The sequence below is a fragment of the Spirosoma sp. genome (assembly GCF_048594605.1).
Taxonomy (GTDB): Bacteria; Bacteroidota; Bacteroidia; order Cytophagales; family Spirosomataceae; genus Spirosoma.
On sequence record NZ_JBMDWV010000219.1, the window covers coordinates 12,628 to 26,415 of the forward strand.

15 protein-coding genes are annotated in these 13,788 nt (G+C 45.9%); 5 read left to right on the plus strand and 10 right to left on the minus strand.

What is annotated here, in order from left to right; translation table 11 throughout:
- Window positions 1–97: 97 nt before the first annotated feature.
- Window positions 98–754: a T9SS type A sorting domain-containing protein gene (locus ACOJS8_RS13905; RefSeq protein ID WP_420149146.1), complete on the minus strand. Its 657-nt coding sequence runs from the start codon at window positions 752–754 to the stop codon at window positions 98–100.
- 93 nt (window positions 755–847) lie between these two features.
- The gene (locus ACOJS8_RS13910) at window positions 848–2,701 is read right to left on the minus strand and encodes an OstA-like protein (RefSeq protein ID WP_420149147.1); all 1,854 of its coding nucleotides are present in this window, start codon (window positions 2,699–2,701) and stop codon (window positions 848–850) included.
- A 38-nt stretch (window positions 2,702–2,739) separates the two neighbouring features.
- Here ACOJS8_RS13910 and tilS point away from each other — a divergent pair, with 38 nt between their 5' ends.
- Window positions 2,740–4,083: a tRNA lysidine(34) synthetase TilS gene (gene tilS, locus ACOJS8_RS13915; protein WP_420149148.1), complete on the plus strand. Its 1,344-nt coding sequence runs from the start codon at window positions 2,740–2,742 to the stop codon at window positions 4,081–4,083.
- Window positions 4,084–4,144: 61 nt separating this feature from the next.
- On the opposite strand, the gene ACOJS8_RS13920 is transcribed toward tilS, so the two are convergent.
- From ACOJS8_RS13920 to ACOJS8_RS13945, 6 genes are all read right to left on the minus strand, one after another.
- Window positions 4,145–4,333: a hypothetical protein gene (locus ACOJS8_RS13920; protein WP_420149149.1), complete on the minus strand. Its 189-nt coding sequence runs from the start codon at window positions 4,331–4,333 to the stop codon at window positions 4,145–4,147.
- Window positions 4,334–4,439: 106 nt separating this feature from the next.
- Window positions 4,440–4,952 carry a DinB family protein gene (locus ACOJS8_RS13925; protein WP_420149150.1) on the minus strand — a complete coding sequence of 171 codons (513 nt, stop codon included), beginning with the start codon at window positions 4,950–4,952 and terminating at the stop codon, window positions 4,440–4,442.
- A 90-nt stretch (window positions 4,953–5,042) separates the two neighbouring features.
- Window positions 5,043–5,819 carry an SDR family NAD(P)-dependent oxidoreductase gene (locus ACOJS8_RS13930; RefSeq protein ID WP_420149151.1) on the minus strand — a complete coding sequence of 259 codons (777 nt, stop codon included), beginning with the start codon at window positions 5,817–5,819 and terminating at the stop codon, window positions 5,043–5,045.
- A 740-nt stretch (window positions 5,820–6,559) separates the two neighbouring features.
- A complete protein-coding gene (locus ACOJS8_RS13935) occupies window positions 6,560–7,771 on the minus strand; it encodes a hypothetical protein (RefSeq protein ID WP_420149152.1) in 1,212 nt (403 codons plus the stop codon).
- Window positions 7,772–7,863: 92 nt separating this feature from the next.
- Complete coding sequence (locus ACOJS8_RS13940; protein ID WP_420149153.1) at window positions 7,864–8,700, minus strand: type 1 glutamine amidotransferase; 837 nt, start codon at window positions 8,698–8,700, stop codon at window positions 7,864–7,866.
- Between the two features lie 47 nt (window positions 8,701–8,747).
- Entirely contained in the window at window positions 8,748–9,848 is a 1,101-nt protein-coding gene (locus ACOJS8_RS13945) for a carboxylate-amine ligase (RefSeq protein WP_420149154.1), read from the minus strand.
- A gap of 132 nt (window positions 9,849–9,980) precedes the next feature.
- Here ACOJS8_RS13945 and ACOJS8_RS13950 point away from each other — a divergent pair, with 132 nt between their 5' ends.
- Genes ACOJS8_RS13950 through ACOJS8_RS13960 form a run of 3 tightly spaced genes read left to right on the plus strand, consistent with a single transcriptional unit; the run spans window position 9,981 to window position 11,177 of the window.
- Complete coding sequence (locus tag ACOJS8_RS13950; protein WP_420149155.1) at window positions 9,981–10,238, plus strand: hypothetical protein; 258 nt, start codon at window positions 9,981–9,983, stop codon at window positions 10,236–10,238.
- A gap of 50 nt (window positions 10,239–10,288) precedes the next feature.
- Complete coding sequence (locus ACOJS8_RS13955) at window positions 10,289–10,840, plus strand: RNA polymerase sigma factor (RefSeq protein WP_420149156.1); 552 nt, start codon at window positions 10,289–10,291, stop codon at window positions 10,838–10,840.
- A 4-nt stretch (window positions 10,841–10,844) separates the two neighbouring features.
- Window positions 10,845–11,177 (plus strand): hypothetical protein, encoded by a 333-nt coding sequence (locus tag ACOJS8_RS13960; RefSeq protein WP_420149157.1) that lies wholly within the window; start codon window positions 10,845–10,847, stop codon window positions 11,175–11,177.
- A 26-nt stretch (window positions 11,178–11,203) separates the two neighbouring features.
- On the opposite strand, the gene ACOJS8_RS13965 is transcribed toward ACOJS8_RS13960, so the two are convergent.
- A complete protein-coding gene (locus tag ACOJS8_RS13965) occupies window positions 11,204–11,887 on the minus strand; it encodes an MCP four helix bundle domain-containing protein (protein WP_420149158.1) in 684 nt (227 codons plus the stop codon).
- 224 nt (window positions 11,888–12,111) lie between these two features.
- Between ACOJS8_RS13965 and ACOJS8_RS13970 the strand changes: the two genes are divergently transcribed.
- Entirely contained in the window at window positions 12,112–12,744 is a 633-nt protein-coding gene (locus ACOJS8_RS13970; RefSeq protein ID WP_420149159.1) for an HAD hydrolase-like protein, read from the plus strand.
- 37 nt (window positions 12,745–12,781) lie between these two features.
- On the opposite strand, the gene ACOJS8_RS13975 is transcribed toward ACOJS8_RS13970, so the two are convergent.
- Window positions 12,782–13,726 (minus strand): NAD(P)-dependent alcohol dehydrogenase, encoded by a 945-nt coding sequence (locus ACOJS8_RS13975; protein ID WP_420149160.1) that lies wholly within the window; start codon window positions 13,724–13,726, stop codon window positions 12,782–12,784.
- Between the last annotated feature and the right edge of the window lie 62 nt (window positions 13,727–13,788).

Here is a 13,788-nt window from a genome sequence, read left to right on the forward strand (position 1 = left end):
AGGCTATACCGTTTTAACGACGACGTAGCCTGTAATAGTGCCGAAAATACGTAACGATTGTCTTTGTTTATACAATTTTAACAAAACGTAGTGTAACTTACTGATGGCGGACAAGTAGGCGTTTTGTCGCTACTTTTTTCCCATCAACGGAAAGTTGATACAGGTAGTAACCCATGTCAAGCTGACGGGTTGCAATACGTACCTTATGCTCGTTCCGATCCAGTTCGTGAGTTGCTATAGGGGCGCCCAGTACGTTTAGCAGGGTAAGTTTGGCTTCTTCAACCGGACCGTTGATTTTATAATCAAGTTCTGCAAAATCGTCGGCTGGATTCGGATACGCATTGGAAACCCACAATTTATCGCTGCTGTATAAACTTTCCTCCTTGCTTTCCTGAATAATAGCTGGCCGCTGGTCGTTAGCAGGTGCCGGCGAAGTTTCGGCAGTAGCAGTGCGCGCAGTTGCTTTGCTCGTCTGCTGGTTTGGGCTTATCAATAACGATCGGTAATGAGCGTTGATCGCCGTATTCTTGTTAACCGAAATAGCCCGATCAAGACCTGATAATCCCTGGTTCGACGTTATCGAAAACCGTTGAGAAGGCAAGGCAGGCGTGGGTTTTCGTGCGGAAGACGTGCGGCCTAGTTCAAGCCGGCTTCCCTTCCGGGCATCCGAATCTCGCTGAGCAACCTGGGCTCGGAGCGGGATTGTTGCCGTTAGCAAGCCCGTCAATACACCAATAAGTATAAATTGTTTCATGAAGTCCTATTCAAATGCACAAATATTCAACACAAACCTATCAATCTTAAAAGACAATGTCAACGTATCGGTGTCTAAAAAATTGTTAAAAGGTTATTTAGTATTTCTTCGAACGAGTTTCTTAGCCAATGGTTTAACGCCCGATTTATTTTTTGGCATTTTCTTAGCCAATGGTTGCTCGGCTGGTGGTGTTTCTGTCCATAAAACCTGCCCTTTAGTTGGCTTCTCCTGTTCGCGCCAGCGAAAACCATCCAATTGTTGCGCTTCACTTGTAAATTCTTTTGGCGGAATAAGTTGCGAATCGGGATGACCATAAAATCGAATTCGTCCGACTTTATTATCTGCAAACTCGATATTCATGCGGCTGGATTCAACATGATTCAACCCAATCATTTTATTTTTCTCGTCGAGCGCGTAATAAATACTTTGCCCGTTGCCTTCAACAATGACCCGATCAAGCACAGTCTGTTCCTGAAGTTGAGCCGTTGTTGACGCTGGCGTTGATATTTTATTTTTAACTAATACGCGTTCGGGAGGGGCATTCGTTGCAACGGCCGACGTATTACGTACATTAATTGTTGATGAGACGGCTTGGCTGACCGACGTACTAGAAACCGTAGATGCAAGCGTATCCGGATTTACGAGCTTTGTAACAAAGTAAGCCGTAATTGTTCGCCCTTTTACCTGATTGTAATTTTTCAGCGTATCAAGAGAAATTACGAATGATTTACTCTTCAGATACAACGTATTGATTCGATTATTTTTGAGCAAAGCCCGGATCGAATCGGCTTCCATTTGGTATTTATTTTGACTCCAGACAATTGGTTTTTTATAGAAGTAAAGCGTCGAATCGGCTGTACTATAAATGAGCGAATCGCATTTGCTTTGTAAGTCAGATTTATAGACAAATACGTTTTTCTGCCCCAAAAACCGGCGTGTATTTGTTTCTTTGTTATCGAACGAAAATAACGTATCGGCCCGCAGATAAAGCGTATCATTTGTCGTTTCGTTAGCCAGACTTTTGGCCACGGCATGACCCGTTACCCGCGATATACCTATTTTTCCGTTATATCGAACGTGATCGCCTAGAATTACCGCCTTACGGTCTTTGGCAACCATTATTACGTTGCCTTTGGCAATGCCCAATTCTGTTATGTTATCATAATAAAGTGAATCGCCTGTGAGTCGATATTTAGGCGTTTCGACCGTAGCTCTTTTCTGGAAATTTGAGATGCCGGTTACTGTATTGTATTCTCCTGCAACCGCCGTTAGAATACCATCCTTGTTTTTAATACGTGTTGGCCCCTGAAACGTAGCGATACGGGTTAAGGAATTGTATAACAGAGAGTCGGCGTTGAGCGTACCTTTCGGATTAACTAGCTGTACATTTTGTCGGAAGGTGAACAGTTTGGTGCGTGTATCATAATAGCCCTCGCGGCTGGTAAGTACGTTTTCCTTATCAATGATCCGGCCAGGTACCGGATAATGTGCAATTCCCGACAGCATGTCGTAATCAAGCTGCGCGGTTGTTAGGGTCATTTTTCGGTCGCGCATCACTACGTGCCCTCGCAGGTTAGCCTGGCGCGTATTGCCGTAATAAAACATCGTATCGCCCCGAACCGTAATGGTGTCTCCCTGTACTAATCGTACATTACCGTAGGCTTCAATAATATTGGTCGTTACGTTCTGAATAGCCAGATTGCAATACATCAGAACCCCTTTATGACGTAACCTGACGTTATTGTGTAACTTTCGAACGGCCTGACCAGGAATGTTGAGCACCACCAGGCTATCGGCATGAAACAGCTCCACTTTATCGGAGGCACCGCCGGCTGAAGATGGCCGACCCGATGAAGGAACGCCAACTTGAGCCTGTACATTTGTAGACAGGCAAAGTGAACCGAAGCAAAGGAACGTAACGAATAAGCGGAAAACGAAACGAATCATAGTAACAAAACTACGGTCTTAGGGCCGCGACCGATACATTGGAACGGGATTTTTTAGGATTTATTAACGATAACCATCTGTTCGAAGCGTCCGACCGAATTTTACTCGCGGTGAGCGGAGGACTGGATTCCATTGTAATGGCCGAATTATTTCATCACATCGGTCAGCCATTTGCCATTGCTCACGTGAATTTTGGTTTACGTGGAACAGAATCCGACGCCGATGCTTTCTTTGTGCAGAACAAGGCTGAACAGTATGGGGTTCCGTTCCATCTGATCCGATTCGATACAGCTACAATAGCTACTGAACGGAAAATGTCCATTCAGATGGCCGCCCGCGAACTTCGCTACGACTGGTTCTATCAATTGCTCAGGCAACACGACTACCCCTATGTAGCTACGGCGCATCATCAGAACGACGTACTGGAAACCTTGCTACTCAATTTGACTCGAGGTTCGGGAATTGCAGGTTTGCATGGCATACGGGTTAAGCAAAATCAACTTGTTCGACCATTACTCTTCGCCACCCGCGACCAGCTGGCCGCTTATGCCGAAACCCATAAAATAACGTATCGGGAAGATAGTTCTAATGCCGAAGATAAGTACGCTCGCAATCGAATTCGCCACCACGTAGTGCCGGTGCTAACAACGCTAAATTCGAGCTTGTGGCAAACTTTGCCACGTACTGTAGAACGGTTTCGTGCCGCCGAAGCGTTGCTAAAAGCTGAGCTTGAGCGCTCCTGGCAAGAGCTTACGGAGCCGGTAGGGGAGCAGTTATTACTTCCGATGGATCGGTTATTGGCGTCTTCTGAACTGCCCTTCCGACTTGCCGAGTGGTTAAAACCGTTTGGTTTTACTGAAGCACAGACTGCGCAAATGCTAAGTACGTTCGGTCAACCAGCCGGGCAGGTGTTTGCATCAGCAACGTATCGAATCACGCACGAACGTAACGGTCTTTTACTGGAGCCTTTACGCCCAAAGTCAGACTATGAGATCAGATTGGCTGAATGGTCCGATTCGCTGATATCTATAGTCGATAAATTTTTTATATCCGTAGAGATTGCTGAAAAACCGGAAGATTTTAAGCTGAATATAAATTCGAACGTAGCGTGTTTGGATGCAGATAAATTGACATTCCCGATTACGATTCGTCCCTGGCGGCAGGGTGATCGATTCCGGCCGTTGGGCCTGAAAGGGCACAAACTGGTTAGTGATTTATTAAACGATTACAAACTTAACCGTTCTGAGCGGGAGCAATCGGCAGTACTTCTATCAGGCGATGCAATTGCCTGGGTAATTGGCCGACGAATCGATCATCGTTTTCGCATAACAGCCCAAACCAAACGAATTTGTCAGCTTACGTTACGGAATGAATTACCGTAGTTCCCAATAAAAAACGGACTGGCATTCTCATCAGTCCGTTTTTTATTGGAAAAAGGAAAGTTTACGAAGTCTTAACGTGCTTTTTATGAACTGACTTGGTCGATTTTGTAGATGCTTTGGCAGTCGGCATACTTTTTTTCACCGTTGTGGTGGTTTTACTGACGGGTTTATCCTGCGATGGGACATTGGCTAACGCTACGTTTCCGCAAATAGCAGCTGCGGCAAGCACAGCCAGGATTGACTTTTTCATGGTATAAGAATGGTTTTGAGTGAACTGAGTCCACAAGTTTTGTGGATTTCGAATCAATAATCGACTGAGTTTATAAACAGCTGATAAACCATAACTTAAAAGCTCATTAAAGTGTTATTACGCGTGCTGTCACGGATAACTGTCCAACGTGGCGCATAGTGTGCTCTGCCGCATGAAAGAGTAAGCCAACCACTGTCGATGGCAATTTTGCCCGGCCAACACCCCGAAATTCGGTCAGTGTGTTCTCATCTGTACTACGTAGTTGAGCCAATGCCCGGTCAACCTGCTCACTAAAGCGATTAACTAATTCCTGAACGGATGGAGTAGACCGATCTGTCTTTCCTTCTGCCTCTAGGGCAGCTAGTTGACTCGCTGAAAGGGATTCCCCACGGGCATACGTAAAGATTCGGTCCAAAACACCCGTTAGATGTTGTAGATGGAAACCTACCGACGCTACGCTGTTAGGACGATCCCAGAGATGACTTTCCGGGAAGTTCTGCATAAGCGCATTTATTTCCTCGCGAGCCTGAAGAAGCGCATGGGCAACTGGCTGGAGCAAAGGTGGTACGTCAGGTAGTGGACCACGTAACCAAACTTCCCGTGTTTCGATAGAAGGCATAGAATTTTGATTCAGGAATACAAGTCGCTACGTAATAGTCAGCCCAAAACTGATTATTGAAAGTCTGCTACTAATGACCGTAAATAATGTTTAGATAACTGTTCCGCCATCGGCATAAAACAAGCTCCCTGTGCTATAGGAAGAGGCATCAGAAGCCAGAAAGAGAGCCAGCGGACTAATCTCGTCTGTAGTGCCCATACGGGCAATGGGTAGTCGTTTTGTGAAATGATTCAGAATTTTTTCATCCTGCCAGAGAGCCTGACTGAATTTAGTTTTGATCAGACCAGGACAAATAGCATTTACCCGAATCCCGTCTGGGCCCCATTCTTTGGCCAGCACTTTCGTCAGCATATTCAGCGAGGCCTTGCTGACACTATAAATACCCAGGCCGGGATCGGGTGTATGGCCAGCAATGCTGCTCATCATAATAATACTGCCTCCACCACGCGCTTTCATGCTAGGATAGCACAGCTTGCTCAACTCAAACGGAGCCTTTACATTGGCCTGCATGATCTTGTCGAATGCCAGACCATCACAATCGAGAGAAGGGCCGAAAACGGGATTTGATGCTGCATTATTGACAAGAATGTCGATCCCGCCATACGTAGCAATGGTTTGGTCGACTAACTGCTGAAGCTGACGGGTATCGCTTACATGAGCAGCAATTCCTGTAGCGTTACCACCCTGTTTTTGAATGTCTTCTGCAAGAGCGTCACAGGCATCCTGTTTACGACTGCTGACAACAACGCTGGCGCCGAAACGAGCAAACAAACGGGCAATGTCTTCGCCGATGCCTTTACTCGCTCCTGTAATGATGGCTACTCTTCCCGTTAAATTGAATAAAGTTTGTTCGTTGGCTGGATTCATAAAGTCGAAGTAAGCTCGGTATCAGGTAAAGTTCGATGCGAAGTTAACCGATCCCGGCGAACATAAATGCGAACGCTATCTACTGAAGCTACTAGCGAATAGTGATCCTGAATGACACGATCTACTGGCGTAAAATGCTTGTGCTGCTGATTGGGTTTATTTAAAATCCGACTGGCAGCACCTAAGGCGTCAACAAACGCAGCCGGAGGGTCTGTATTTGCAGTAAGGAATAAGACCCGCTGGAAAACCTAGAATTCAAAAGGTTGAATCCGGAACGGCATGGCCTTTTGTCGGAAATACTCGTATCGTCAGATAAAAACAGATTGTAATAACAGGTGGCGAGCTAAGTTCACTGCTGTAGTGTGGATAATCGGTTTCGGCCAAAAAACGGGTCCTGAGCCAGCATAATTGCTTGGGTAATTAACGGATCTTCATCTGGATTTAGCGCTGAGTTGCCTGATAAACTCGGTAGCCGCATGAAAATGAGAGTACATAGGCCGAGGACCATAAAAGTGATGTCTGACCGAAATCGACTATTACGTGCCGTAATACGTTCTGCCAACTGACATTGGCGCAGAAGTAGGATAAGAAACCCTATCGAAACAGTTTAATACATCCGGCGAAACATGGGCAGTTAGTAATTTTCTCTCATCGTGCCTGCTTGTAGGTTTACGATATGAAGAGCTAATTATACTGCTCTGAAAAAAAGTCATTATTGATTAACTGGTGATATTTAGGACTTATTTCTCGAAAAAGCATACTGTGCCACCCACCCAATCCTTGTTTTTGTTAAAATTGACGCCAATCATCTCGCCCCGACTTAAACGGCTAAGATTAGTCAGTAAAGTTGGTTTAGGGTCGTTTTTGGGCCATATAAACAGCATTCGAATCTCGCATTTGACCAGGCCATCGGGCGATTGAATGACGGGTTCGTATTTTACCTTACGTTGCAGTAAGTAACCACTACGCTGCTCAGTCGGAATCGCGTCAAGATCTGCTTCTGTGATGTTGAGCTTGACGCCACTGCCTGCGAAGGAGAAGAGCGGTTTTAATACGTAGTTTTCCAGATCGGCCGGATATTCGTTAAGGTCCGACAAAAAATAACTTGCCGGTACGTAGGGACTCTTCAGGAAGGGCAATGTGTATTTGCTAATCCGGAAAAACCAGTTTGGGTGCCCAACCCACTCCACATCAACGTCGTCGGTTAGCTGAAAATCCGTTTTTAAGTCCGGGAAGTTTTTTAAGTCGTCGAATATCAATCGGTTGTAAATGCGTTTGATACGTATCTGACGACCGTCTTTTTCGTAATATAAAGCCCGCCCATCTTTCCGGATTTTGGTTAGACAAACCGCACCAACACCCGTATATTTTTCGGTCAGAACAAAGTCAATACGTGTTTTCTGTTTTTCGGGATAGATCTCCAGCAGAATCACCTCTTCAGGGTTGAAATCCCCGACCAGCAGATTACGTAATTGGTCCAGGTACTCAGCGTTCGTACTGACGTTAAATAAATGCGAGAGATTATCAGGTATTGGGTACGTATCACGGAAGAGGCTTGCCAGGTAGGGTTGAAATCCATACAGCGACGGAAAGCCCTGCAATTCAATCAACTGCGGAGTCAGCTCGCCAGAATCATCTTTACAAACGGCAAAATCTACCGCCAGAAACTGCGTATGAGCGTCCGGTCTGTCGAACGGTTCATTCGGAACGTGCTGATCGGCTGGAATAGCGTTCTGCGTCAGGGATTTAAAATCATCCCGCGTGATGGTATCAACAATATCGCTGCAGGCTTGCAGAATCTTGTCGGTCAGTAGTTTAGGAACAAAAACGGGCGTTTCGGCCACCCGGAAGTCTAACAGATTGGGCAGATCTGCATTGATTTTATCCAAAAAAGCCCGGTAGCGTTCCGGGCTAAAAGCATGATTAAAGGTTTGGCGAGCGGACTGGATCATAGTTTTTTTCGAAATTGATTAAACACAGAGCCACAAAGAACACGAAGATATTACATTCTCTCTGTGTGCTTTGTGGCTCTGTGTTTAAATAATTAATTCTGTTCGATGAATTGTTCCGTTGGCGCTAAAGCTGAGATGGCCTGGCGCAGAAAACCCGGTATAATAACCGACTCAGTCAGCGGGATTTTATCGGGGTCCTGCAAATACGCAACCATGTCGTCGTATTTGGCCTGGCCGAAATTAGTGACAATCTGATTCCGCTTCTCTTCTTTCATAAAGTAACGTAGCATCCCTTCATTGTCGGCTTCTGGATGAAACTGTGTTCCAATGATTTCGGGAGAGAAACGCACGGACATAATTGCCCGGTCGAGTGCTACGTGTGGCCGGATTTTTTCCAGACACAATATCGCTGCACCCATCTCATCGATACGTTCCAGATTTGGTTCCGTAATCTGATAATCCCGTGAATCAACGGCGTAGAACGGGTCAGGAAGCTTTTTTAACAAAGGCTCTGAGCAACCTTCGTCCGTTTTATGAACTGGAAAAATACCGAACGAAGTCGATTTGCGCCGACTCAGCACTGCCAGATCCAGATGACGCACGACCAATTGAAATGAATGACAGATCAGAAAAACAAACTTCTTCCGATCGTTACGTTGATTCCAGGCAAAAAGCTGGTCGATCAGGGCAAAATAAGGGTTTTCCCAGGGTTCGTCTGATTCCAGCGGACTGCCGGGGCCGCCCGAAGAAATATATACATCGTAGTCTAATCCGGGAATTTCGTTTTTCGCCCGGACATTGAATACATCAAAGGCTATTTCAGCATGATCGTTTCCCTGTACGTTCCGGATCAACTGTAGAATACACCGCATACCTTCATTGGCATGCCCGTTATTCATATCCAGAACGGCAATTTTTACTAAGCTCATAGGTGTCTGTTACGGTTGATGAATGGTAATAACCGTCTGAAAAATAACTAACTGATTCCTAAAGAAGTTTCCTCGACAATGTAATCGACAACTCGTTTTAAGTCGTTATGCTGCTGAAAAACAGCTAACTGCCGATCGGCGCCAGTACCCATTTCCAGGATTTTTAATACGTATTCGCACTCAGCGCGGCTGCCCAGATCATCAACAACATCGTCAATAAAATTAAGTAATTCGTGAATGAGATGATGCGTTGGCACCTCTTCCTGCTTACCGAAATCAATCAATTTGCCTTCAATACCGTAGCGGGCTGCCCGCCATTTATTTTCGCTGATCAGCACCCGTCGGTAAGGCCGGAAATTCAGGTTTTGCTTGTGTAGTTTATAAATCTTGGCAACCAGCGCCTGCATGATAGCCGCCAGACAAAGCGTTTCGTCAACGCGCATTGGTACGTCGCAGATTCGAAACTCGATTGTGTTGAAAAACGGATGCAGCCGAATGTCCCACCAGATTTTTTTGCCGTTGTCGATGCAATTGGTTTTAACCAGCAGCGCGATGTATTCGTCGTATTCAGCCGCCGAGGCAAAATAGTCGGGGATACCCGTCCGGGGGAATTTATCGAATACTTTCGAGCGGTACGACTTGAAGCCGGTATTACGTCCCCGCCAGAACGGAGAGTTGGTAGACAAGGCGTAGATATGGGGCAGAAAATAGCGTACTGCGTTCATGATCTGAATTCCCTCATTCCGGCTTTCGATGCCGACGTGGACGTGCAGACCAAAAATCAGGTTCGAGCGGGCTACGTCGCGCAGTTCCTCAATGAGCCGGTCATACCGTTCGTTGGGCGTAATGAGTTGGTCCTGCCAGTCCGAAAAAGGGTGAGTACCAGCCGCTGCAATTTTCAGGTTTTGCTTGTCGGCCAGCTCAATAATCATTTTGCGCAGATACGTTACTTCCTGGCGGGCGTCATGAATATTATTGCAGATGTTTGTGCCAACTTCTACTACTGCCTGGTGCATTTCGGCTTTTACGCGCTCCTGTAAAACGATTTGACCACCATCGACTAATTTCGACATGTGTGAACGCAATTCGCCCGAACTGGGGTCAATTGTTTGAAATTCTTCTTCGATCCCGAGAGTAAATATTGGCATTGATGGTATGATTTAAGATTGTCGAACCACAGAAACGGGTCGTAACTACGAGGTAAGATACAGATTTTTTGTAAACCTGAAGAGCTAAGAATGGTTTTCCTAAAGAACAGAAAATTAAACGCAAACGATATTATGCGAACGCAACGTGAGAAAAAACTGATAACGAAATACTGGCTCTTTGGGGGCGGAGGTGCGATGTTGCTGGGCAGCGGATTGGCCGTATTGTTACACGGCTCGAAGCTCAAAGAAATTAATGCTGATTCCTGGTTTTGGGTCAGTACAGGCGGTTTTGCACTAATCATGTCGGGCCTGGGTTTCATTGGTGATGCAAACCGATTCCGCACCTTGGCAGACGTACTGCGGGAACTGGATACACGTAATAAAACGTAACCTTCCAATAAAAAAGGAAACGTTTAGAAGGTAGCGGTAATTTGACCGATATGTCCGATAAGCCCAAGCGAACTATAATTGATACCGTTAAACAGTACGGAAATCGGCTGTCGCGGTTTATTCGTGGGCAGGTAAAATCGGACGAAGATGCCGAGGATATTTTACAGGATGTCTGGTATCAGCTTAGCCGGGTTGTCGATCTCGACGGTATCGAAAGCATCAGCGGCTGGCTGTTTCAGGTTGCTCGAAATCGAATCACAGATACGTATCGAAAGAAAAAAGAAGACGCCTTGTCCGATACCGCCTTTGATGATGAGGACGATAATCTTAGCTTCCGCGAAATTCTGCTGGCCGATGCCGAAACACCCGAAGACCAGTTTTTTAAAGACCTGTTTTGGGAAGAACTAATGCGGGCACTGGACGAACTACCCGAAAATCAACGTAGCGCGTTTGTACAAAATGAACTGGAAGAGCGAACGTTGCAGGAAATTGCAGACGAAACCGGCGAGAACCTGAAAACGATCATTTCCCGAAAACGCTACGCTGTTCAGCATCTTCGGAAACGGCTCAAAACCCTTTACGACGAACTCAATAAATTATAAGACAATGAGAGCTCCTTATGGACGAAGACGATTCCGGTTTTTCCCTCTGCTTATACTTTTGGTTCTGGGGTTAATTACGTTCGTCGTATATTGGCTCTGGAACAACGTACTGGTGGCCGTTACGGGCGTCAAAACCGTTACGTTCTGGCAGGCTATGGGCATCCTGATTCTATCGCGAATTTTGTTCGGAGGCTTCAAGTTTGGTCGGCCATCGAGGGGCTCCTATTACGGTGGTGACCCCAATTGGCGCGAAAAATGGCGTCAGATGAGCGAAGAGGACCGCGCAAAGTTCAGGAGCGAATGGCACAGGCGCTGGCGCGGAGGAGGTAGATCGTAAAGTAGCTACGCTAAAGGATTAAGAATTCAATTAAGATGAAAAGGTTGCCTGTCCTGATCGATTAATTTGGCGTTATGAATTAAGCCTAAAATGATCAGGCCAATGATAATAGAGATCCCAATCTGTACAGTTGAAATTATACTAAACTGCGACGCTTCGCTTCGAGAGTTATTGAACAGTTCCTGGCCAACAATGGATTGAATTTTAATCAGTTCGTTCAATAACGTAATGCTTTGCTGGAAAGTAGCCGAACTTTGTCTTTCAAAAAGAGCATGGCTCGCTTCCCGATTGCCCGTTTCACTAAGTTGCAGAATCGTTTGTTCCATCGACGCATACACGCTAAGACAGGCTTTAAACGCGTGCAGACTTCTCGATTCTTCCCGAACCAGGTAAGTCTTTTCAAAATCGTAGATCAGTGAATCAATCGTCGTATTGTACGCCTTCAACTGCTCTCGTATTTCGACAGGCGTAGCTCTCGCTTCGGATAAAAGGTAATTTTCAACCAGCAGCCTTTTCTTGTAGAGGTTTTCACTTAAGTAGACAATGCTAATGGCTGGTACAAGTCGATCCTGATACATAGACGTAGAAGACCGATCGATTCCTCGGATATTATGAGTTGCCACTAACGTAGTGAGGATGATAACGGCCATTAGTCCTGTCAACAACAGAGCCGCTTTCAGTTTTTGCTGGATTACAAATGACCATTTCATACTCAATCCTGTTAAGCGAACCTGAATTTCTAGCTTGTATCTTACACCAACTTTACTGACCACTGAACAAAATAACCAGTGAAGTGAATAAACTTAAAGCTAAAAGTAATACATATAATGTCCTAAAAAAACATTATATATTTATAAGAATATTCGTTCGATAAGTTCTTGGTTCAGAGGTGCCGTAATTATGATTATGTTGACATTAGTTTTTTTCTTTTACGATGAAATACAAGCTAGTCATTTTTGACTTTGACGGTACGCTGGCCGACTCTTTTCCTTATTTTCTACAAACGGTAAATATATTGGCTGAGAAATATGATTTTCCGCCTATTGATACTCAAAATGTTGATCAGTTGCGGGGAATGGATGCACGCCAACTGATGAAAAATGCCAAATTACCTGCCTGGAAAATACCGCTTATTGCCAGTTCATTCATTCGTCTGATGAGCCGCGACATTGATCAGATTCGTTTGTTCGATGGCATTTCCGACGTGCTGAAGCAATTATCAGATCTGGGAGTTCAACTGGCTGTTGTTAGTTCCAACTCTGAGGCCAACATCCGCCGGGTGCTTGGCCCGGAAAACGCTTCGCTCATTACGTATTACGGCTGTGGTACGTCGATATTTGGGAAGCAGCATAAATTCAAAAAGGCAATTACAAAAAGCGGTGTTACGTCCGGCGAGGTTCTCTGCGTAGGGGACGAAATCCGCGATATCGAAGCTGCAAAGGAAGCTGTCATGGCATTTGGAGCGGTTTGCTGGGGATACACACGTGCCGACGCACTGGCCTCTTATCCCGGAATTGATCTGTTTTACAAACCCGACGATATTGTACTGGCTGTGACTGGCAAATGAATCGCTGGCAGGGCTTCAACGTAACGCGCTTATTTGGTTAATCCTCAATGAGCTTCAGAATTAGTTTGCCTTTTACTTTGCCCGACTCACTGTAGTCGTGGGCCTGAGGAAGTTCGTGTAACTGATACGTCCGGTCAATAACCGTTTGCAGCTTTCCCTCGGCCATTTGCTTTAAGAGCCACGTAGCATCCTGCTGATTGAAGCTGGCAATGAGCGATTCGGCTTTCTGGGATTTGAACAGGCTGACAACCTGATCCACAAGCTGTTTGGGCGAAGGAAGGGTTGTTACGTAGATGCCGTCTTCCGTCAGTACGTTTTTACACAAGTCATAGCTGCTCTTCCCGATCGCGTCGAAAACGATGTTGTATTGTTCTGGCTGTTGCGTAAAATCGGTTGTGTTATGATCAATCACATGATCGGCTCCCAGCTCTAATACCAGAGCAGCATTATCTGCACTACAAACGGCCGTTACCTGTCCACCCATCAAGCGGGCAATCTGCACAGCAAATGCGCCAACTCCTCCCGAAGCTCCGTTGATCAATACACGATCGTTAGGGCGAAGGTGGCCCTTTTCCCGAAGGGCCTGAAGAGCCGTTAGTGCCCCGACAGGAACGGCGGCTGCCTGCTCAAAACTTACTTCATCCGGTATCTTAACAACGTTTTTTCGCTCCGCTACCGCGTAATCTGCATAGCCACCTCCCTTTGCACCCAACGACGCTATTACCCGATCGCCGACCTGTAGATCTGTAATCATCAGGCCAACTTCCATAACGACGCCAGCGCATTCTGCACCCAGTATTTTTGGGAAATCCGTCGATAAAATCAGTTTCATGTCGCCTGACCGAATCTTGCTATCCATAGGATTAATGCCTGTGGCATGAACGTGGATGAGCACATCGTGTGTATCGACTTCTGGTTTGGGTGCATCGGCTACGTGTAATTGCTGACTGTCTCCGTACTGATCAATCACTGCGGCTCTCATGAATAATTTGCGGGATGTTACTCATAGATAACTCGCTAACCGCCCCCTGAGGTTTAGTTATT